The 21,441-nt window shown below is 65.1% G+C and carries 15 protein-coding genes; 10 read left to right on the top strand and 5 right to left on the bottom strand.

Features of this window, described 5'->3' with window-relative positions; all coding sequences use genetic code 11:
• Window positions 1–98: 98 nt before the first annotated feature.
• On the bottom strand, window positions 99–1,361 hold the full coding sequence (manA, locus tag D3226_RS09170) for a mannose-6-phosphate isomerase, class I (protein WP_202382247.1): 1,263 nt from the start codon (window positions 1,359–1,361) through the stop codon (window positions 99–101).
• Window positions 1,362–1,497: 136 nt separating this feature from the next.
• Between manA and D3226_RS09175 the strand changes: the two genes are divergently transcribed.
• The 3 genes from D3226_RS09175 (at window position 1,498) to D3226_RS09185 (ending at window position 5,237) form a co-directional block, all read left to right on the top strand.
• On the top strand, window positions 1,498–2,889 hold the full coding sequence (locus D3226_RS09175) for an O-antigen ligase family protein (protein WP_202382248.1): 1,392 nt from the start codon (window positions 1,498–1,500) through the stop codon (window positions 2,887–2,889).
• A gap of 4 nt (window positions 2,890–2,893) precedes the next feature.
• Window positions 2,894–3,253, top strand: coding sequence for a hypothetical protein (locus D3226_RS09180; protein ID WP_202382249.1), 360 nt, complete (start codon window positions 2,894–2,896; stop codon window positions 3,251–3,253).
• A 79-nt stretch (window positions 3,254–3,332) separates the two neighbouring features.
• On the top strand, window positions 3,333–5,237 hold the full coding sequence (locus D3226_RS09185) for a glycosyltransferase (protein ID WP_202382250.1): 1,905 nt from the start codon (window positions 3,333–3,335) through the stop codon (window positions 5,235–5,237).
• A gap of 13 nt (window positions 5,238–5,250) precedes the next feature.
• Here the strand turns inward: D3226_RS09185 and D3226_RS09190 are convergent, their stop codons facing one another.
• Window positions 5,251–7,506, bottom strand: coding sequence for an S-layer homology domain-containing protein (locus D3226_RS09190; protein WP_202382251.1), 2,256 nt, complete (start codon window positions 7,504–7,506; stop codon window positions 5,251–5,253).
• Between the two features lie 401 nt (window positions 7,507–7,907).
• On the opposite strand from D3226_RS09190, the gene D3226_RS09195 reads away from it, so the two are divergent.
• Both D3226_RS09195 and D3226_RS09200 read left to right on the top strand, forming a co-directional pair.
• The gene (locus D3226_RS09195; RefSeq protein ID WP_202382252.1) at window positions 7,908–9,473 is read left to right on the top strand and encodes an amino acid carrier protein; all 1,566 of its coding nucleotides are present in this window, start codon (window positions 7,908–7,910) and stop codon (window positions 9,471–9,473) included.
• Window positions 9,474–9,627: 154 nt separating this feature from the next.
• A complete protein-coding gene (locus D3226_RS09200) occupies window positions 9,628–11,856 on the top strand; it encodes an SGNH hydrolase domain-containing protein (protein WP_202382253.1) in 2,229 nt (742 codons plus the stop codon).
• Window positions 11,857–11,914: 58 nt separating this feature from the next.
• Here D3226_RS09200 and glf read toward each other — a convergent pair whose 3' ends face one another.
• Window positions 11,915–13,054 (bottom strand): UDP-galactopyranose mutase, encoded by a 1,140-nt coding sequence (glf, locus tag D3226_RS09205; RefSeq protein ID WP_202382254.1) that lies wholly within the window; start codon window positions 13,052–13,054, stop codon window positions 11,915–11,917.
• 142 nt (window positions 13,055–13,196) lie between these two features.
• On the opposite strand from glf, the gene D3226_RS09210 reads away from it, so the two are divergent.
• The 4 genes from D3226_RS09210 (at window position 13,197) to D3226_RS15165 (ending at window position 17,489) form a co-directional block, all read left to right on the top strand.
• On the top strand, window positions 13,197–14,972 hold the full coding sequence (locus D3226_RS09210) for a methyltransferase domain-containing protein (protein WP_202382255.1): 1,776 nt from the start codon (window positions 13,197–13,199) through the stop codon (window positions 14,970–14,972).
• A 19-nt stretch (window positions 14,973–14,991) separates the two neighbouring features.
• Window positions 14,992–15,942, top strand: coding sequence for a glycosyltransferase family 2 protein (locus tag D3226_RS09215; RefSeq protein ID WP_202382256.1), 951 nt, complete (start codon window positions 14,992–14,994; stop codon window positions 15,940–15,942).
• Between the two features lie 118 nt (window positions 15,943–16,060).
• Window positions 16,061–16,687 (top strand): acyltransferase family protein, encoded by a 627-nt coding sequence (locus D3226_RS09220; protein ID WP_202382257.1) that lies wholly within the window; start codon window positions 16,061–16,063, stop codon window positions 16,685–16,687.
• Window positions 16,644–17,489: an SGNH hydrolase domain-containing protein gene (locus D3226_RS15165; protein WP_420029090.1), complete on the top strand. Its 846-nt coding sequence runs from the start codon at window positions 16,644–16,646 to the stop codon at window positions 17,487–17,489. The genes D3226_RS09220 and D3226_RS15165 overlap by 44 nt, the downstream gene beginning before the upstream one ends.
• A gap of 57 nt (window positions 17,490–17,546) precedes the next feature.
• On the opposite strand, the gene D3226_RS09225 is transcribed toward D3226_RS15165, so the two are convergent.
• Window positions 17,547–18,842 (bottom strand): nucleotide sugar dehydrogenase, encoded by a 1,296-nt coding sequence (locus D3226_RS09225; RefSeq protein WP_202382258.1) that lies wholly within the window; start codon window positions 18,840–18,842, stop codon window positions 17,547–17,549.
• Window positions 18,843–18,946: 104 nt separating this feature from the next.
• Here D3226_RS09225 and wecB point away from each other — a divergent pair, with 104 nt between their 5' ends.
• On the top strand, window positions 18,947–20,014 hold the full coding sequence (gene wecB / locus D3226_RS09230; RefSeq protein ID WP_202382259.1) for a non-hydrolyzing UDP-N-acetylglucosamine 2-epimerase: 1,068 nt from the start codon (window positions 18,947–18,949) through the stop codon (window positions 20,012–20,014).
• Between the two features lie 12 nt (window positions 20,015–20,026).
• On the opposite strand, the gene D3226_RS15060 is transcribed toward wecB, so the two are convergent.
• Complete coding sequence (locus D3226_RS15060; RefSeq protein WP_202382260.1) at window positions 20,027–21,370, bottom strand: glycosyltransferase; 1,344 nt, start codon at window positions 21,368–21,370, stop codon at window positions 20,027–20,029.
• Between the last annotated feature and the right edge of the window lie 71 nt (window positions 21,371–21,441).

Here is a 21,441-nt window from a genome sequence, read left to right on the forward strand (position 1 = left end):
CGTTCGCCGCGCTCGGCGGGGGCTGTGGGGCCGGATGCTTCAGGATTCGACACGGGCTTCAGTGTACTCGCCCGAGCTGCCAGCTCTCTGCCGAGGGGCTACCCGACCGTAGCGAGGAACAATTCGCCCGCGCCCGTGAGGCGGATGGGCTCGCCCGCGGAGACGTAGAGCGACTGGCCGCGGCGTGCAGTGGCCACCTCAGCGAGCTCAGTGGCGGTCCGCTCCACGCGCACTCGGCCTGCCGTGACCACGATGACGAGCGGGTGCGGCGCCGCGACCTCGACCTCGGCGGCCGCCCCGCTGGCGTCGCCGACCGAGTCCGCCGAGTCGAGATCGCACAGCCGCGCGCGCAGCAGTTGGAAGTCAGGCACCCCGGGCTGCCAGGCGATGAGGCCCGGCTGCAGTTGGGTCGCGGGATAGCGCGGCTCAGGAATCTCCTCGGCGTCGAGGATGCGGCACAGCTCAGCAACGTCCACGTGCTTCTCAGTGAGGCCTGCGCGCAGCACATTGTCGGAGGCAGCCATCACCTCAACCGCGATCCCCCCGAGGTATGCGTGCAGTTGACGTGCGGGGAGGAACAGCGCCTCCCCCGGAGCGAGCCGCACGATGTGCAGCAGGAGCGAGACGAGCACGCCCGGGTCGCCGGGGTGCGTTGCGACGAGCGCGTCGAGCGCGGCGCGCCGATCGGCGGCGATGTCGTCGCCGACACCGGACATCGCGACGGGCAGGGCCGTCAGTGCGCGGGACACCTCGGGGTCTCCGGCAAACGCCCACTCGAGAAACTCGCGCCGCACGTCAGCCTCGCTCTGCGCGCCGCTCGGGGCGAGCCGCTGCGCGACCGTTTCGAGCGCGGCGTTGCCCGCTGCATCGCCAGCGGTCTGCGCCGCTGCGGCGAGCGCGCGGAGGTCGTGCCGCACGGCACTGAGCGCACGGAAGCCACTCAGCGCGGTCACCTCGCTCAGCGCGACGAGCAACTCGGGCTTGTGGTTTGCGTCGCCGTAGTTGCGCTCGCGCGCATCCCGCGCAATCCCCGCGGCTTCCTCCGCGGCGAAGCCAGCGGCGGCCTGATCCCGGTCTGGGTGAACCTGGAGCGAGAGCGGCGCACCGATCGCGAGCACCTTGAGGAGAAACGGCAGCGGCCCCCCGGAAACGCCGTAGCGTTCCGGATCGCCTTCAACGAGATCGATGAGGGTCTGCCCCACGGGGGTGGCCTTCGCGACATGCGCGGGGCTCCCGGGGTGTGTGCCCAACCAGAGTTCCGCCTGCGGCTGCCCCGTCGGCATGGTGCCGAGCAGTTCGGCGAGTGCGTCGAGCGAGCCCCACGCGTACGCACGCGGGGTGTTCTCAATAAAGATCAGCACGGCTCTCCTCGGGGTGTCATGCCGCGCGGCGACGGGTCAGCAGGCGGCGGCGTCCGCCCTCTCCCGAGCGGTCGCGCAGCCGCGCTCCCAGCCCGCCCCACCGGTGAGGATCACGCCATGCTCTACCATACCGACTATGGCGGAGAGCAGGACCAGACTCGGCGTGAGCGCGTACGCAATCTGTGTATTCGTGCTCGCGCTCGGCAGCACGGGCGTGCGCAACCTCGTGGGCTGGTGGGGGTTCCTCGGCATCGCCGCGGTGCTCACCGCGATCGGCGTGGTCATCTTCATTCGCGAGAAGCCCGCGCGCTTCCGCTGGTATCGGCTCCCCGCGCCGCTCTACTGGTTCCTCTTGCTCGCGATCGCGTCGATCGCGTGGTCGCAATACCGGTTCGAGTCGCTGCTCGGCGTTGTCGCGCAGCTCGCCACCACACTGCTCGCCGTGGTGCTCGCATTCGTGCTCACCTGGCACGAGGTGCTGCGCACGCTCGGCACCGCGCTGCGCTGGATCATCGGCGTCTCGTTCCTCTTCGAGCTCTGGGTGTCGATCTTCGTTCGCGAGCCCGTGTTCCAGAACTTCATTGAGCGCCCCGCGGAGGGCGAGAAGATCTCGAAGCTGCTCTACTGGAGCCGCGATCTCCTCTTCGCCGGCGGCCCGATTCAGGGAATCGTCGCTAGCTCCGTGCTCTTCGGGTTCATCGGCCTGCTCGGCCTCATCGTGTTCGGAATCCAGCTTCGGGCCGGCCTTGTCGGGCGGTTTACCGGATGGTTCTGGGTGTTCCTTGCAACCGCCACGATTCTGCTGACCCGTGGTGCGACCGTATGGGTGGCGCTCGCAGCGGTGCTCGTCGCGCTCGCGCTCGCGCTCTGGGCACGCAGGCTCGGGCCCGAGCGGCGAGTGCCGCTCTACGCGGTGGGCGTCACGCTCCTCGCTGCTGCCATTGGCCTGGTGCTCTTCGCCCGCGACTTCGTGTTCGGTCTGCTGGGCAAGAGCGGTGACATGACCGGACGGCTCGAGACCTGGCACAAGGTGATCGAGCTTGCCGAACAGCGCCCCTGGTTCGGCTGGGGCTGGGTGAGCTACTGGGCGCCGTGGGCCGAACCGTTCGCCTCGCTCGACACGAAGGCCGGAATCCCTGTCATGAGCGCGCACAACGCATGGCTCGATGTGTGGTTCCAGCTCGGCATTGTCGGCGTGCTCGCCTTCGCCCCGCTCGTGCTGCTCACAACCTGGCGCGTGTGGTTCCGCGCGGTCGACCCGCCCCGGCGCGGCTTCGGCCCAGCGCTGCCGTACGCGACGAGCGCACTCTGGCCGCTGCTGGTTGTCGTGGCGCTCGTCATTCAATCGCTCACCGAGAGCCGGCTGCTCATCGAGGGCAACTGGCTCCTCCTCGTGCTCATCGCGGTGAAGTCGCGCTACGACTTCCAGCTGCCCTCGCTCGACGCCGAGCCGACCAAGCTTCCGTGGCGCCAGATCCCAATCCCGCAGAGCCACTCCGCTCGCACAACGCCAACGAAGACGCGGTAGCGCGATGCAACCCATCACCCCCGAGCGCCTCGCCGAGCTGCGCGCCGACGCTCGGCTCGAGCGCGACACGATCCTGGAGCGGCGCGTACGCGGCGGTCAGGATCCCGCGATCGCCGTGGAGGAAGTACCCGAGGTCGACGACTTCGTGGTGCTCACCCTCCGGGACGAGCTGCTCGAGGCCGAAGGGCGGCTGGCTGAGTTCGGGCTCGCCCGTCTCGCGGCACGCGCCGGTGGACCCGACGCCGAGGAGCACCGACGCAACGCCGACCGGGCGGAGTTCGAACTGCTGCGCACCATCGCAGCGGCGGCTCCCGATCTCACGGTCGCCGTGTGGCGCGCTGGCGAACACCTGAACGCCGAGTAAACCCGACGGTTCTGCAGTTTCTCCGCGGGTACACTGGGGAGGCTCCGTCCGTCAGACCGAAAAGAGAGGCACGCTTTCGATGCCGACCACGCTGCAGTCGATCGTTTTCCCGCTCACTCAGGATCCCGATGTCCTACCGCTCTACGCGGACTCTGAGACCTGGTCGAAGATCGGCGGGCGCCACGTTCGGCTGAGCGAGAACGCACACATCGACAACGTGCTCTCCCGCTCGAGCGCCCGCGTGCGCTCCGGCAAGCGCGTCTCGTTTGCGAGCTATTTCAACGCCTTCCCGGCGGCGTACTGGCAGCGGTGGACCGTGGTCACCGAGGTGTTACTCACCCTGCGCACCGCGGGCAGCGGCACCATCATCGTGTACCGCTCGAACGCGGGTGGCGTGCAGCAGCGCGTCGATTCGCGCACGGTCACCGGCTCCGAGGAGAGCGTGTTCACGCTGCCCCTCACCTCCTTCAGTGATGGCGGCTGGTACTGGTTCGACCTCATCGCGAGCACTGAGGACCTCGTGCTCGAAGAGGGCAGCTGGTCGACCGCGGCGGAGCCCGTCACGAACGGCAAGCTCAGCCTCGGCATGACGACGTACAACAAGCCCGACTACTGCGTGGCTACGCTCGCGAACATCGCCGAGAACCCCGCGCTCACCGAGGGCATCGACCGGATCTTCCTCGTCGACCAGGGCACGCAGAAGGTGCGCGACGAGGCAGGCTTCGACGAGGTCGCCGCGCGACTGGGTGAGAAGCTGCGCGTCATCGAGCAGGGCAACCTTGGCGGCTCGGGCGGCTTCTCCCGCTCGATGGCCGAAACGCTGGAGCGCGAAGACACCGACTTCCTGCTACTGCTCGACGACGACGTGGAGTTCGAGACGGAGAGCGCACTCCGCGCCCTCCAGTTCGGCCGCTTCAGCCGCGAGCCGGTGATCGTGGGCGGTCACATGTTCGACCTCCTTGACAAGCCCGTGCTGCACGCGTGGGCCGAGGTCGTGCGGCCTGATCCATTCATGTGGGGGCCGTCGTTCGAGGAGCAGCACCGCCACGACTTCCGCAAGCGTAACTTGCGCCAGACCAAGTGGATGCACGCCCGCCTCGATGCCGACTACAACGGCTGGTGGATGTGCATGATCCCCAAGAAGGTCATCGCAGACATTGGGCTCTCGCTGCCCGTCTTCATCAAGTGGGATGACGCCGAGTACGGCCTGCGCGCAAAGGCCGCCGGCTATCGCACGGTGTCGCTGCCGGGCGTCGCGCTGTGGCACGTGTCCTGGCTCGACAAGGACGATTCGCAGGACTGGCAGGCCTTCTTCCACACCCGCAACCGCATCATCGCGGGCCTGTTGCACTCCGACCGCCCGAAGAGTGGCAAGCTGCTGCAGAACAGCGGTCGACAGGACATCAAGAAGCTACTCAACATGCAGTACTACGCGACCCAGCTCGCCGTCGATGGAATGCGTTCCGTCCTCCGCGGCCCGCAGGGCCTGCACGATGACATCTCGAAGGACATGCCAGCTGCGCGCGCTCGCGCGAAGGACTTCCCCGAGACCCGCGTGTACCGCCCCGGCGACCCCGAGACCCCGGTCGCGCCCGCGGGCCGCGCCCTGCCGCTCCTCGAGGAACCCACTGACTACCCCAAGGGGATCAGCCTGGGCATCTTTACCGCACGCATGCTGCCGCGGCACTGGCGACGTGCGAGCAGCGAGGCCGAGCAGCGCGTTCCCGAGCTCGAGTACTCGAAGCGTGACGCGCTCTGGTGGCGCATCCCGAATCACACGAGCGTCATCGTGGGCGCCGCCGACGGCAGTGGCAAGATGTGGTACCGCCACGATCGCGCGAAGTTCCGCCGCCTGCTGCGCGAGTCGCGCGAGCTGAGCAAGCAGATCGAGAAGAACTGGGATCGCCTGTCGGCCGAGTACCGCGCGGCGCTTCCCCAGATGGTGTCGCCGGAGGAGTGGCGCAAGACTTTCGAGGGCCGCTAGTCCGCACCCGCGGCTAGTGCGTGAGCTTGTAGAGCGCGACCGCTGCGGCCTCACGTGTCACCGCGTCGCGCGGGGCGAAGGTGCGCTTGCCGCTCTTCACCGTGCCAGGCGCGAGCCCTGAGGCATACATCCACGTGATCTGCTTGTAGTTCGCCGCCCCCTTCTTCACGTCCGCGAACGGAGTCTTCGCTGCACCCCCGTACTTGCTCTTGCGCACCTTGTAGAGCTGCACCGCAAACGATTCCCGCGTGACCGAGGCGGTCGGCGCGAAGGATCGGCCGCCCTTCACCGCGGTGCCGGGCGTGAGGCCCGCGCTGTATGACCATGCGATCTGGCGGTAGTACGGGTGCTGTATCGAGACATCCGTGAACGGTGACTTCTTGGGCGGCGTGTATGCCTTGGGTGCGGCGAGCTTGTAAAGCATTCCGGCCACCTCTGCTCGCGTGAGCTTGGCTGTCGGGCGAAACTCGCGCCTCCCGCCGGCCACGCTCGTACCTGAGAAGTACCCGCTCGTGTGCATCCACGAGATCTGCGTCGCGTTCGCGCGCGAGAACTGGATGTCCGTGAACGGCATGAACTCGATCTTCACCTTCGCGCTCGTGGCCGCCGTCGACACCACCTGCACCCGCACCATACTGTTCCAGGTGCTCGCTTGCTTGCCCGAGCGTGCCGTTTGGAAGAGCCCGTTCTTTCCCAGCTGTGCGTCGCGCACCGACACAACCGTGCTGCCGTAGCGGTGCGTGCCATCGGCGTTCTGTCCTCCGCCGCCGTCGCTCTTCACGATGCGCACGCCCGCCGCCGTGTAGTGCTCCCCCTTCGTGAGCCCGGTCTCGTACGCACGGCCGGCCTTCAACCCCATGCTCGCGTCCTGGCCGGTCATCGCGCGGTACTCGACATAGAACGTACCGCCGCGATCGCCCTCGACACGGATCGCACGCACGCCCGAGTTCGTTCCCGCAGCCGAGAGCGTGACGGTCTGCGTCGCCCCGCCCGATGCCTTCACGACCTTCACCGTCCCCGCGGGGGCCACACCGAGCGCATCGCGCTGGGCCGCGGGCAGCGCCGGGGGTGTACGCCCGCCAGCCCACGCCCCGATTCCCATCACATTGAACGGGTCACCGTACTCAACGTCACTGCAGGGCGACACGGGCTTTCCTCCGCTGACCGCGGCGTCCGTCGCGCTGCCCGTGCACACACGAGATTTGCCGTGCCCGAGGCCGAGGTTGTGGCCAAGCTCGTGGGCGATCGCGCCGGTCGCGGAGCTGAGCGGCAGCTTTGCCTTGTGCCGTGAGCCGAGGTCCACCCAGGTCATGCCGCCACTGTGGAGGGTGCCGTAGCTCCCCCAGCCGCTGGAGTTCTGTGCGAGCGCGCCGCACCCGTCGTCGACGAGCACCACAAGATGCCGTGCCGAGCCGATGTAGCTGCTCGTGCTGCGCCCGAACTGCTTCGCCGCGTCGCTCCACAGCTTCTGGAGGTTCTTGGGCTCGCAACGCATGCCCCGATCACGCGCGTAGCTCGTGATCCGCTTCACCGAGTTCACCGTGAGACTCTTTACCGCGCCGTTCGTCTGCCCCGCCCAGTACGCACCGGCGTCGTTGACGAGCTGCGTGAGTTCCGCGGTAGTGGGGTTCCCGCCGCCCGTGTAGAACGCTACGTCCGCCGTGTGCGCGCGTGGTGCGGTCCCGCTGCCCGACCCCGTTCCCGGAATGATCAACCCGCCGATAGTCAACTCCTTACCAAGATTCAACGCCGCCACGGTGACGGATGCGGTCGCTTCCTCGCTCAGCTCTCCTGGCGTGGGAGCATCGGGCAGCACTTCAGGCGCCAGCTCGGGCGCCAACTCTTCGGCCACCGCGCGCTGCTCCTCGGGGACCAACTCGAGATCCCCGACCAGGCGCTCCCCCGCGGCGGCGTCAGCAAGCACCTCAACTGGCACCTCGACGACCGGCCCGGCATCGGTTGCGAGCAATCGCTGCTCCGCCACCTGCTCACTCGCTGGCAGCGGGGTGCCCTCGATGCGCGGCGCGGGCCCGCCCTCTGCTGCCACCACCACCACGGTCCCCTCGACCGGAAGCGAGCTTGGGATCGCCTCCGCCAGACGCTCCACGAGGTCCGCGGGCTCCACGGTGTCTGCGGGATCCGCGGCGGAACCCGACTCAGCTTCTGGAGAGGGGTCACCCTCGACCCCAGCACCTTTTCCGTCATCGGACAGCTCACCCTCCTCCGACTGCCCAACTCCCCCATCGACTGGCGCTTCCTCCCCGACCAAGGGCCCCGGTTCCTCGGGCGGCGCCTGCGGCTGTTCAAGCTCCGTGCGTACGGTGGGCCGCGCGGGTGGAGGCGAAGAGCTCGCCTGCGCTGGCGGGATTCCGAACGCACTGAGCGCGAGAACGAGCGCCAGCACTTCCCCTGCTGTTGACCTGAAGATGACTCGCATGAACACACCTCCGAACCGACCCGGCTGGGTATGCGGCCCAGCATAAGTCCCGATGAGAGCGCGGTGAAGTCTCGATTTTTTGAATATGTGCAGGCATGCTAAGACTCAAGCTCTGCCCAGCGCCCCACCTGCACGAGGGCTGCGCCACTCACTGAGTTCCTGCTAAAGTCGCCCGCAACCTCGATCGGACACAAATCCGACTCCGCAACGACGCGAAGGACTCAGGTACCACAGTGACTGACAAATTGCAGAGCATCCTCGACTCCATCGGCGGCGTAATCTGGGGGCCCTTCGTCCTCATTCCGCTGCTCTTTCTCACCGGCCTCTATCTCACCTTCCGCCTCGGCGGCATCCAGTTCCTCCGCCTCGGCGCAGCCCTCAACCTCGGCATCATTCGCCGACGCGACCCGGGCTCGAGCGGGGATATCTCCCAGTTCCAGGCGCTCACCACCGCACTCGCGGCCACCGTCGGCACGGGCAACATCGTTGGCGTCGCGACCGCGATCGGCATCGGCGGCCCCGGCGCGCTCTTCTGGATGTGGGTGACCGGCCTCCTCGGCATGGCATCCAAGTACACGGAGGCGTTCCTCGGGGTCCGCTTCCGCCAGGCAGACAGCAAGGGCGAGCGCAACGGCGGCCCGCAGTACTACCTCGAGAAGGGTATCCGCGGCCCGCTCGGCAAGATCCTCGGGTGGTCGTTCACCATCTTCGCCGTGTTCGCGTGCTTCGGGATCGGCAACCTCACCCAGTCGAACTCGATCTCCGCGAACGTGGAGCACAGCTTCGGCGTTCCCACCTGGGTGACGGGCGTCGTGCTCACTATCTTCGTGCTCGTCGTGCTCGTTGGCGGCATCAAGTCCATCGGCAAGGTCACCGCCGGTTTCGTGCCGATCATGATCGTGTTCTACGTGGTTGCCGCGCTCTACATCCTGTTCGTCAACCTCGGCGACGTTCCCGCAGCGATCGGCCTCGTCTTCGCCGATGCGTTCACCGGGACGGCAGCGGCCGGCGGCTTCGCCGGCTCGGTCTTCATCATCGCGATTCAGTACGGCTTCGCTCGCGGCATCTTCTCGAACGAGTCTGGCATGGGCTCGGCCGCAATCGCCGCAGCCGCAGCACAGACCAGCCACCCCGTGCGTCAGGGCCTCGTCTCGATGACGCAGACCTTCATCGACACGATCATCGTGGTCACGATGACTGGCCTCGTGATCATCACCACGGGCACCTACACCTCGATCGACCCGGAAACCGGAGAGCAACTCTCGCCCGCGCTCATGACCGGGCAAGCGTTCTCGAACGGTTTGCCCGGTGAATGGGGGCACTGGATCGTCACCATAGGCCTCGTCATGTTCGCCGCGTCGACGATTCTCGGCTGGGCGTACTACGGCGAGCGCAACATCGTGCGCATCTTCGGTCGCGGCGTCGTGATGCCCTTCCGCGTGGTGTTCTCCCTCATCGTGTTTGTGGGGGCGACGACCCAGCTCGCGATCGCCTGGTCGTTCTCCGACATGATGAACGGGCTCATGGCGATCCCGAACCTCATCGGGCTCATCATCCTCTCGGGCCTCGTCGCACGCGAGACGCGCGCCTACCTCAAGTTCGATCCCAAGCTGCGGGCCTCGTCCGCGGAGATCGAACGCGCACTCGCGGACGAACCTGGCTACCAGGCCTGGCGGAAGCGTGAGGCCGAGCTCGACCGTGAGGGTGGTCTCACCCCGCAGCGACCGGACACGCACCAAATTGAGGCGGTCGGCCTCGAATTCGACGAAGCCGACGAACCGCAGGGCCCGCGCGGGTAGCCGCGCGCTCGCCACAGAGTGTGCCCCCGATCGCCTCCGGCGGCCGGGGGCACACTGCGTCCTCCGCGAGGTCAGCGCACAGGCTCGGTAGACTCGAGGCGCTTGGCGTTTCTCGCCGAGGCGCACGAGAGGACGATCGCTGAGCAGCACATCCGTGGCGAGCAGCGCGCTGCAGCGCGATCCTCAGCCTGCACGCACCAAGCGGCCGAAGCGCCCCATTCGCACCGATATCCAAGCGCTTCGCGCAATCGCGGTGGGCCTCGTGATCCTCAACCACCTGTGGCCGGAGCGCCTTCCCGGCGGCTACGTCGGCGTCGACGTGTTCTTTGTTATTTCGGGCTTCCTGATCTCCTCACACCTCATCTCGCAGCTCATGCGCACGGGCAGGATCGCGTTCGCCGACTTCTATGCGCGCCGCGCACGCAGGCTGCTCCCCGCCGCGCTGCTCGTCAGCCTCGCCGCGCTCGCGGGTGCGCTGCTGTGGCTCCCGGCGGAGCGATGGCCGCGCATTGCGAGCGAGACGTTCGCTGCGACCGCGTACGTGGAGAACTGGTTCCTTGCGGCGAGCGCGGTCGACTACTCAGCCCAGAGCAACGCCGCCACGACGGTGCAGCACTACTGGTCACTGTCCGTCGAAGAGCAGTTCTACCTGCTCTGGCCGCTCCTGCTACTCGGACTCGTGTACCTGCTGCTGCGACGACGGAGTCAGCTCACTGCTCCCCCGGCCGCGCCAGCGTTTCCTCGCTGGGGGCTCCTCGCCGCAGTGTCCCTCATCGGCGCGGTCTCCTTCGCGTTCGCCGTATGGCTGACGGAGGCCGAGCGCAGCCTCGCCTACTTCCACACGGGCACTCGGGTGTGGGAATTCATGGCGGGCGCAGCGGTAGCGCTCGCAGCACCCGCGCTTTCCCGGTGGCTGAGCAGCGGGGGCACCGGAGTGACCCTCTTCCGCGGTGCCGCGCACTGGCTCGGCATCGGCATGATCGGGATCTCGGCGCTCGCGTTCACCGCGACCACCCCGTTCCCGGGCCCGTGGGCGGCTCTGCCGGTCACGGGCACCTTGCTCATCATCGCCACCGGGGATGCGGCACCACGGTGGTCGCCGCTCTTCCTGTTGCGATGGCGACCGGTGCAGTGGACGGGCGATCTCTCATACTCGCTGTACCTCTGGCACTGGCCGCTCATTGTGCTCGCCCCCGCTGTACTCTCCCGGGACCTCCGTCTGCGCGACCGCCTCATCATCCTCGCGCTCACGGTTGTGCTCGCTGCGCTCACCAAGTACTTCGTTGAGGATCCGGGCCGCACACGGCTGTTCCGCGGCGCACGCCCCCGGCGCACGCTCTGGGCCACCGCGGCGAGCATCGTTGCCATCGCGCTCCTGGCCGGCGGAGTGCACGTGGCGGCCCAGCAGATTGCTGCTCAGACCGCGCGTGAGGCAGCGCAGTTTGAGAGCGGCGGGTGCTTCGGCGCTGCTGCCCTCACACCTGGCGCAGACTGCGGCGACCCGTTTGGTGTCGCGCAGGTGCCGCCACGGGGCGACGACAACACTCCGTGGTTCTCACCCGCCGAGTGCGTCCTCGCGGAACAGCAGATCCTGGCGGACGGGAAGCCGTCGCTCGTGGAGTGCGACTTTGCCGCACCCGGCGCGAGCGCTGACGCTCCGCTCGTGTGGCTCGTGGGTGACTCGCACGCGGAACACTGGAAGGCCGCCGTGTACGACGTGGCGCGCGGCAATGGGTGGCGGGTCAACGCCTCGATGCAGGGTGGCTGCCCCATCGTCGATGTGCCACGCGTCGCGTTCAAGGGAACGCCCGACTCGAACGGCGCGAAGGCCGAGGCATGCCGCAGCTGGAGCGCAGAACTCACCGAACGGATCCGCGCGAGCGATCCCGATCTGATTCTGGTCTCCACATTCACCGCCCAGGAGACCATCGATGACGGGAGCGGCCGCCCGCAGGACGCGCAGTATGCTGCTGCAGCCGAGCGCTTGTTCTCGGAGTGGCGTGCCGCCGGCGCATCAGTCGTGGCGATCCGGGATGTCCCGTACGCGGAGACGCGCCTCGGCCCCGACTGCGTGGAGCGCGCGCTCGACACCCCCGCGGCGTGCACTGCCCCGAGCGCCGAAGTGTTGCCGCCCGACGCGTTCGCGGCAGCCGCGGCCGCGAGCCCGGACGCCGGAGTGACGGCGATCGACCTCACCGACCGGTTCTGCCGCGAGGGCACGTGCCACGGGGTCATCGGAGGCGTTCCCGTGTTCTACGACAGCGACCACATCTCCCGCAGCTACGCGCGCAGCCTCGCCCCGGCGCTCGCTGCCGCGCTCGAGGGCCAGGTCGGCTGGGCGCTACGGCCGCCGCTCGCGGAGGCCCCAGCAACAGAACGCTAAACGCAGAGAGGCCCGGTCCCCTTCCGGGAATCGAGCCTCTCGCAGCGGCGCGGCTGGGTTACAGCAGCTCGCTCAGCTTGTTGTTCCACATCGACAGCGCCGAACCGATGGCCATGTGCATGTCGAGGTACTGGTAGGTCCCGAGGCGGCCGCCGAAGAGGACGCGGTCCTCGCTGTCGGTGAGCTCGCGGTACTTGAGCAGGCGCTCGCGGTCCTCCGGGGTGTTCACCGGGTAGTACGGCTCGTCCTCGCGCTTCGCGAAGCGGGAGAACTCGCGCATGATGACCGTCTTGTCGCTCGGGTAGTCGCGCTCGGGGTGGAAGTGGCGGAACTCGTGGATGCGCGTGTACGGCACGTCGGATCCCGCGTAGTTCATCACGCTGGTGCCCTGGAAGTCGCCCGTGGGGAGCACCTCCTGCTCGAAGTCGAGCGTGCGCCAGCCGAGCTCGCCCTCCGCATAGTCGAAGTAACGATCAACGGGCCCCGTGTACACGACGGGCACGGTGCCGACGATGGCGTTCTTGTTGAGCGGCTGCGACTCGTCGAAGAAGTCGGTGTCGAGCTTCACCTCGATGTTCGGGTGGTCGGCCATCTTCTCGAGCCACGCGGTGTAGCCCTCGGTGGGCAGACCCTCGTGGGTGTCGTTGAAGTAGCGGTTGTCGTAGGTGTAGCGCACGGGGAGGCGGCTGATCACCTCGGCGGGCAGCTCCGTCGTCGGCGTCTGCCACTGCTTCGAGGTGTAGTCGCGGATGAACGCTTCGTAGAGCGGGCGACCGATGAGAGAGATGCCCTTCTCCTCGAGGTTCTGCGCACTCTTCGTGTCGAACTCGCCCGCCTGCTCGGCGATGAGGGCGCGCGCCTCGTCCGGGCCATAGGCGGCGCGGAAGAACTGGTTGATGGTGCCAAGGTTGATCGGCAGCGGGAAGACCTCGCCCTGGAAGTTCGAGTACACCTTGTGCTCGTAGTTCGTGAACGTGGTGAAGCGGTTCACGTACTCCCACACGGTCTCGTTCGAGGTGTGGAAGAGGTGGGCGCCGTAGCGGTGCACCTCGATGCCCGTCTCGGGCTCCGCCTCCGAGTAGGCGTTGCCGCCGATATGCGAGCGACGGTCGATCACGACGACCTTCTTGCCGGCGCTTGCGGCGCGCTCCGCAATCGTGAGCCCGAAGAAACCTGATCCAACTACAAGGAGATCCATACCCGAAAGTCTATCCCGAGCTTCACTTTGTATGCGCCGCGCTCCGAGGGCATGCGAGCCAGCATCGCCCCCTATCGGAACGATCAAGGTAGGCTATTCCGAGTCCAGACCCCTTTCGCTCACCCAGAATTCACCTTTGCGCATGAACGCCCAAGCAACCAAAGAGTCGCTGACCCTACCGTCCCTTCCGGAGCGTGTGGCCTCCGTCGATGTCTTCTTCGACAGAGCACGGGTCTGGTCTATTCATGTCCACGCGTTGGCAGAGGAAGGCGGCCTGACAGTCCCTTGGCCCGATTCGCTGCGCCCTTACCTCGTGGGTTCCACAGAACTCAGCATCCGCGATTCCTCCTCAAAGGAAGAATTCACGAGACTCGCCGTGACGTTTACAGGAGACCCTGGGCGCGTGCGCGTTGTAGACGCGCATGGAATCCAACTGGCGGTGAATAAGTGGGGTCGCCTTGGCAAGACGCTCGAAGCAAACAATTCTGGAGTGCAAGAACGGATTCTTACGAGCACCATCGAAGTTGTGGAGGCACTGAAAAGCCTGGATCTAGAGCCTTTCATCGTCGGCGGCACACTTCTTGGCGCCGTACGCGACGGCGCTCTCCTCCCGCATGATGACGATGCAGACGTCGCATATCTTTCGCGTCACACGAATCCAGTAGACGTCGCGATTGAAGGTTTCGCGGTCGGGCATAAGCTTCAAGCCCTGGGCTACGAGCTTGTTCGGCACAGCGCGACACACATGCAACTGTACTTCCGTGACATCAACGGCGAGCCAGACTACTACGTTGACGTCTTCACAGCTTTCTTCACGGCGGACGGACTTATCAACCAGCCGTTCCACGTTCGCGGAGAACTCGCACGGCGGGAGATGTTGCCGCTTTCTACTGTTCACATTGGCGACCTGGAATTCCCTGCCCCTGCGAAACCGGAAGCATGGCTCGTTGTGAACTATGACGAGAACTGGCGGACCCCAATTCCGGGTTTCAGACTAAACACGCCAAGAAGCACATCGCGGCGATTCCAGTCGTGGTTTGGTTCGTTCCACTTCCGGCGCGATTTTTGGAACGACTGGTATTCCGAGTTCGGCAGCAACGACGCCAACGATTGGCAGCTCGGACAAGACTGGGTGCTGAGTTTTGAGAACGAGTTTCGTTCCGGCACGCTCCTAGACCTCGGCGCGGGTTCAGGCCTCCTTGCTTCGCAGCTCGCAGCCACTACGCAGGAACGTCGCGTCGTCGCTACCGATTTCGCCCAACAGCCGCTTGATCTTGCAAAAGAACGAGCCCGCCATGCTGGGTTTGAGGTCGCTCATGTCAACCTCTACAGGTCTCTGTCGCTTGCCACTCCGGCATCGCTGGGGATTACCGGCCCTTTTGATGTAGTAGCAACGCATCTTTTTGAGCAGATCGGCCATCTGGGGCGCGCAAATGCGCTGCGCCTCATTCGCATGGCTCTCCGTTCTGGCGGAACCGCGGCCGCTACCCTGTTTGGGGAACCGGCCCCAGATGTGAGTTTCACCAAGCCCACAACTTGGCATATGACGCCTGAGGAGCTCGCACAAGAAGCTCGAAAACTTGGCCTGGCGGTTCAGGTCACTCACCTCACGGCTTCAGGTTCGCCACTGATCCGAAAGCCGTACGGAGTCAAGTTCAGGCTCGCCGATCAGCAGTTCCCACCTCAGGAGGTCTCATTGCGTCAACGTCTGAAGCGTCTGTTCCTGCGTGCTCGCCCAGCCACCACGCGCGAAGAGCTTGAAACGCTCACCAAACGAGTACGGGAGTTGGAAGTAGAACTCGACGAGTATCGTCGCGACAGTCTGCGAGTCGCGGAGCTTGTTGACCTCGCTGAGCAGCATTTTACGCCACTCTCGCAAGCGACACCCCCGTCGAAAAACACAACAGACCATTCTTGAAAGTGGGACGACCTTCATCATGAACGCACACACCCCTCCCGCAGAACTTTGGAGAGCGGAATCGCGCGTAGCCGCAGTGGTTGTCACCTACAACCGTCTTGGCAAACTTCCCCGAACCCTCGAGGCTGTGTACGCGCAAGACCATCGCCCCGAGTGGGTCGTGGTTGTGAATAACAACTCGAGCGACGGTACTCGCGAGTTTCTCGATGGGCTTTCCCCCGACGAGTACCCCGGCCTCGTTGTGATGCATCTCAATGAGAACCTCGGCGGAGCTGGGGGTTTTGAGGTCGGCATGGAGCGCGGCTACCAGTTGGGCTCAGACTACGTCTGGATCATGGACGACGACTGCTACCCGGACTCTGACGCGCTCAGCATTCTCCTCGAGCAACGTTTCGCGGCTTCAGAGAAACTTGGACGCCCTGTCCCCTTTGCATGCTCACTGGTCAGATTTATCGACGGCTCACTCTGTGAGATGAACAACCCTATTACGACGTGGGACTGGCCACGAGCTTACCTCCTCGGCCTGGATTCGCTTCTCATCGTTGAGTGCACGTTCGTCTCGGTACTCGTTCCTCGGTTTGCTCTGGAGGAGCAGGGACTACCCCTCCGGGATTACTTCATTTGGTTCGACGACAAGGAGTATACAAAGCGTCTTACTCGGGCATTCGGTCCTGGCATCATCGCTTTGAAATCCGAGGTAGTGCACGATATGGGCGTAAATGCTGGCGTAAACTACCGTCAGGTAACGAAGGAAAACCTCTGGAAGTTTGAGAAAGGGGCGCGCAACCAAGCATCGTACCGTTTCCACTTCGAGGGGAAGTTTTCGTACATCAGCTACATACGACGCGTACTGGTCGAAATGCGACAAGGCGGGGTCGAGAAGCCGGTTAAGAGGCGGATGCGCCAGGCTTTGTGGTCGGGCCGCAAGTTCAACCCGCAGCCCAGGTTCCCGTCTCCGTCTTCTGACTAATAGATCCAAGGTGAGAACCGGAAAGCTCCGTAGAAGTTCCTCGGAAGCAGTTCTATCGCTAGATCTGAAGGAATTTGAACTGAATTCGCTTAGAAGGTCCGCCTCCACCCGAGTCTTCATGACCCGCAACCTCTCGTACGGAATCGAGTATCGACGTGGCATACAGGGTCTGCGTGCCTTTGTTGCTCTGGTAGTGGTTCTCTACCACTCAAGCGTGCCGCTCTCCTCCGGCGGAATTGTCGGGGTCGACGTGTTGTTTGTCCTCTCAGGGTTCCTCATCACAGGGATCATGCTCGCAGAGATACAGGACACTGGAACCTTCAGTATCTCGCGGTTTTACGCGAAGCGAATTCTCCGTACCATCCCAGCAGCGACTGTCGTATTGTTCGCAACTGCGATCGCGGCCGCCATCTGGATCCCGCTCACTGAGTGGCGCGAGATCGCCTCAGAAATCGCAGCATCTGCGGTGTACCTCGTCAATTGGCAGCACGCGGGGACGACTGCTTACCTCAACGCGGGAGCGCTTCCAAGCCCGCTGCAACACTTCTGGTCGTTAGCCTTAGAAGAGCAGTACTACATTGTTTGGCCAGCACTAGTTATCGCCGTGCTGTTCTTCCTCAGATTGCGCGCAAGGAAGCGCGAGGACCTCGTCTCTCCGGCGGCAGGAATCAAAGTGTTGGCTGCCGCAATGCTCGCAATTGTTGTCGCCTCATTTCTCTTCTCTGTGTTCGCCTTGTCCCACTGACGAGGCTGCGCCGCCGATATCCAAGGCCCCAGAGAGCCTCACGCCGAGTCTCGTCGAAGCGGAGAACGACAATCCACAGGTCTACGCGGACGGATGCCACCTTGAGCCGAGCGACTCCACACCAAAGCCATGTAGCTATGGAGAACCTGCAGGCGCTCTCATCGTTCTTGCCGGAGACTCGCACGCAGCTCAGTGGTTCACACCGCTCCAGAGGATCGCAGAAGAGCGCGGCTTCCACCTGGTCTCATTGACGAAGTCGAGCTGCCCAATCACACAGTCCGAGATTAATTTGAGCGGCACCGACCGAAGCTATAGCGAATGCGCGGAGTGGAACCGAGGCGTCCAGGATTACGTTGAGAAGAATCGTCCCGAGTTGGTGATTACGTCTGCTCTCGAAGACTACGTACCGCATACGACTCAGTCACTCAGTTCAGGCTTCGCTAGCTCATGGAAACGTTTCGAGAAGTCTGGCACTCGAGTAGCGGTGCTGGTTGATACCCCGTATATGAACAGTCGTGTCCCAGATTGTCTCGCCCAGAACCAGAGCAACCCGAGCGTGTGCTCAACCCCACGTGATGTGGCTCTCCCTACGACTCGCACGCAGCTAGCTGAGGCCGCAGCAAGCGTGCCCGGTGTATCCCTCATTGACCTCACGGATCTCATCTGCCCCGGAGAAGCATGTGCTCCCATCATCGGGGATGTTCTTGTCTATCGGGATCAGCATCATCTTTCCGCGAGCTACTCCCGTTCCCTTGCACCGTTCCTCGGGGAACGCCGGGGCACGCTTCTTCCACAGGAGTAGCAATACGAAACGTCGCCTTGGTCGAGAGCGACCAAGGCGACGTTTCGCACGAGTGATTTAAGCGCCGGCGCCAATCACAATGCGCGGCACTCCACGCCACAGCGCAGGATCGGTTGAATTGCGGCCGTCCGCAAAGAGCTTGATCCCCGGGAAGTCGGCGGGGCCCAGGTCACGATACTCTGCGTGATCAGCCTGCAGAATCGCGACGTCTGCTTCGTCCCCAATCGTGTGCGCCGTGAAACCGAAGCCCGCGAGCTCCTCGTCTGTAAACAGCGGATCGTGCACGGTCACCTGCGCCCCGCGGGCGGTGAGCTCCTCAACGGTTGGGAACACACCGGAGACTGCAGTTTCCTTCACGCCGCCGCGGTACGCCGCCCCAAGCACGACCACGCGTGTACCGGTGAGGTCACCGATCGTCTGCTCGACCCGGTCGACGACGTACTTCGGCATGGTCGCGTTGTAATTGCGCGCCGTACGCACGATGTCTGCGTCAGGGTCGGTGGATAGGTACAGTCGCGGGTAGACCGGAATGCAGTGTCCGCCCACGGCGATGCCGGGGCGATGGATGTGGCTGAACGGCTGCGAATTGCAGGCCTCGATCACTTTGTAGACGTCGATGCCGGTGGTATCCGCGAAGCGCGCAAACTGGTTAGCGAGCCCGATGTTCACATCACGGTAGGTCGTCTCGGCGAGCTTCGCCATCTCCGCAGCCTCTGCGGTGCCCATATCCCAGACGCCGTTCGGGCGCTTCAGGTCGGGACGCTCGTCAAACGTCAGCACCGACTCGTAGAACTCAATCGCCCTTTTTGTGCCGGCATCGTTCAGGCCGCCCACAAGCTTCGGGTACTTCTTCAGGTCTTCGAAGACGCGACCGGTGAGCACGCGCTCGGGCGAGAATACGACGTGGAAGCCCTCTCCCTCCGTGAGACCCGAGACTTCCTCGATCAGCGGCTTCCAGCGGGTGCGCACCGTGCCGACGGGCAGCGTCGTCTCATAGGAGACGAGAGTGCCGGGAGTCAGGTGCTCGGCGAGCGAGCGAGTTGCCGCGTCCATCCAACGGAAGTCAGGCTCCCATGTCTCTTCGTCGACGAGCAGCGGCACGACGATCACGATCGCGTCGGCACCGGGGATGGCCTCTGCGTAGTTCGTGGTCGCGCGCAGCTTGCCCGCGGGAACGAGCTTGGCGAGCCGCTCAGCGAGGTGCGCTTCGCCAGGGAACGGCTCCTCGCCGCGGTTAATAGCGTCAACGAGCGCTTCGTTCACGTCTACGCCAATCACATCGTGCCCCATGTGGGCATACTGTGTGGCGAGAGGAAGGCCGATTTTGCCGGTGGCAACAACTGCGATTTTCACGCTTCTTAGTCTACATCCGTCTGTTGTGAGTGCGGCGGCTTTGGCATCTCGCAGATGATGCTGCTTCGACGCGCGTCTTCGCTGCATTCCGTAAGATTGGCTCCATGAAGATCATGAGTGTTGTTGGGGCGCGGCCCCAGTTCGTCAAACTCGCCCCGATTGCTCACGCAATGCAGGAGCTCGGCCACGAGCACATCATCGTGCACACAGGGCAGCACTATGACCCGATGCTCTCGGATGTCTTCTTCCGCGACCTAGGCATTCCCGCTCCCGACGCACACCTCGGTGTCGGATCAGGATCTCACGGCGTCCAGACCGGCGCGATCCTGACACAAATGGACGAGATCCTCGAGCGTTTCACGCCCGACACTGTGCTTGTCTACGGCGACACTAACTCGACCCTCGCGGCGGCGGTCAGCGCGGTCAAGCTGCACTACCCCGTGGCCCACCTCGAAGCGGGCCTGCGCTCGTTCAACCGGGCAATGCCCGAAGAACACAACCGCGTGCTGACCGACCACGCAGCCGACCTCTGCCTGGCACCGACCGAGGTGGCCATGCAGCACCTCGCGAGCGAGGGCCTCGCCGAGCAGTCCGTGCTCGTCGGCGACGTGATGACCGATGTGCTGTTCAAGGTGCGCGACGAGGTGGCGGCCGGCGGCACCGAGAACCCGCTCGCGAAGCTCTTCACGCCGAGCGAGTACTACGTCGCGACGATTCACCGGGCTGAGAACACCGACGACCCCGAGCGCCTGCGAGAGGTGGTCGCTGCCCTCGCTGGCGCAGACCGCCCCGTCGTGCTGCTCGCGCACCCGCGGGTCCTCGCAAAGGCCGAGGCCGCCGGGATCTCGCTCGAGGTCGGCTCGCTGCGCGTGCACGATCCGCTCGCCTACCCCGAGCTCATCGCCGCGGTGCTCGGCAGCGCCGGCGTGGTCACCGACTCCGGCGGCCTGCAGAAGGAAGCCTTCCTGCTGCGCGTGCCGTGCACGACGGTGCGCCGCGAGACCGAGTGGGTCGAGACGGTCGCACTCGGCTGGAACGTGCTCGCGAACTCGGCCGAAGAGATCAGCGCGGCGCTCACGCGGCCCGCGCCGGCGCCCACGGACGCCGCGCCCTACGGCGACGGCACCGCTGCCGCGCAGGCCGTGCGCGCGATCGTCGAGCGGCTCGGCTAGCGCTTCACCGCACTACTGCGCGGCGGCCGCACCCCGGCCGTCGCGCAGCTCGGCGCTGAAGCGTCGATAGTTCGTCTCGCTCGACCAGCGCTCTCGCCAGGTCGCGAGGCTCGCGTCCGCGTATGCGCGGTAGTCAGCACTCGGCGCCGCAAACAGCTCCAGAATGCGCTCGGCAATCTCTTCCTGGGTCGGGTCGCTCGTGAGCAACCCGGGGAACATCCCCAGCTCGGTGGCGATGAGTTCCCGGTTCCCCCCGACATCGGTGGCGATGACGGGGAAGCCCTGGGCAAGCGCTTCCATCACTGAGACGGGCACGCCCTCGGACGATGAGGTATTGATGAAGACCGAGCCAGGTCGCGCCGCATACGTTTCCTTGACAGCCTCGTTCGAGAGGTTGCCGAGGAATTCGTAGCTGCCGGGCAGCAGCTTCTCAGCCGCCAGCCGCTCCATGTTGGCGATGACGCCCGCTTCCGCGCTTGAACCGATGTGCGCCCAGCGGATCTCTGGGTCGCGCGCCTGCGCGACCGCGAGCGCGTCGATGAGCAGGGGAATCCGCTTCACCGGGTGAAGATATGCGCAGGAATAGACGAGCTTTGCCGCCTGATCCGCGTTTCCGGGGGTCAGCGCCGCCGCAACACCGAGTCGTCGCGTCGAGACTTTCTCGGCAAAGCTTGGGAACTTCGCACGCAGGTACGCGGCGCCGTTGTCCGAGACCGGGTGCACCGCGTCCATGCCACGGAAGAGCAGTTCGCGCTGCGGCAGGTAGTTCGAGGCCCGGCGCTCGGGAAACACGTCGTAGCCGTGGGCGCGCGTGACGATCGCGGCGTCATTTGCGCCGAGGCGCCCACGCGTGTGCAGCGCGACGCGAGCTGGGGCGTACATCCAATAGCTATAGAACACTGCCTCGTCGGCGGCTGCATACGCACGCTGCAGCTCCGGGAAAATGCTGTTCGTAATCATGCGCGCGAACAGGTCGAGCTTGAAGTCCTCGATCACCTGGCCGACCCGCGGCGCAGAGCTGAGCGCGTTCTTCAGCGCGCCGAATGCGTCCCAGGGGCGGCGCAGCGCAAACGACAGCACGTCCAGGTAATTCTTCCGCGAGCCGTCGAGCCCGACGGGCACGTGCAGCGTGAAGTTATCGGGAAGCTCACGCTTCGAGCCCTGCCGGAGGTACGGGAAGGACGGCACGACGACGACCTCGTCGAAGGCGTCGGCGAGGTACGGAATCTCGGCCTCGATGAACTCTTCCCCCGGCGAGAACGGGAAGGTATTGGTGAAAAAGAAGAGCGTGCGACGCCCGTTCTGGCCGAGCTGCTGCGATTCCTGCACGAACGGTTCCGCCTTTCCCTGCGCCACGGCGAGGTTTGAATCTGTATTTCCAGGGTCCGAGCGGCGCGCGCTCAGCCCGCCCCATCTTACTTCCGATG

Origin of the sequence: Leucobacter chromiireducens subsp. chromiireducens (genome assembly GCF_016758255.1) — a bacterium.
Lineage (GTDB): Bacteria > Actinomycetota > Actinomycetes > Actinomycetales > Microbacteriaceae > Leucobacter > Leucobacter chromiireducens.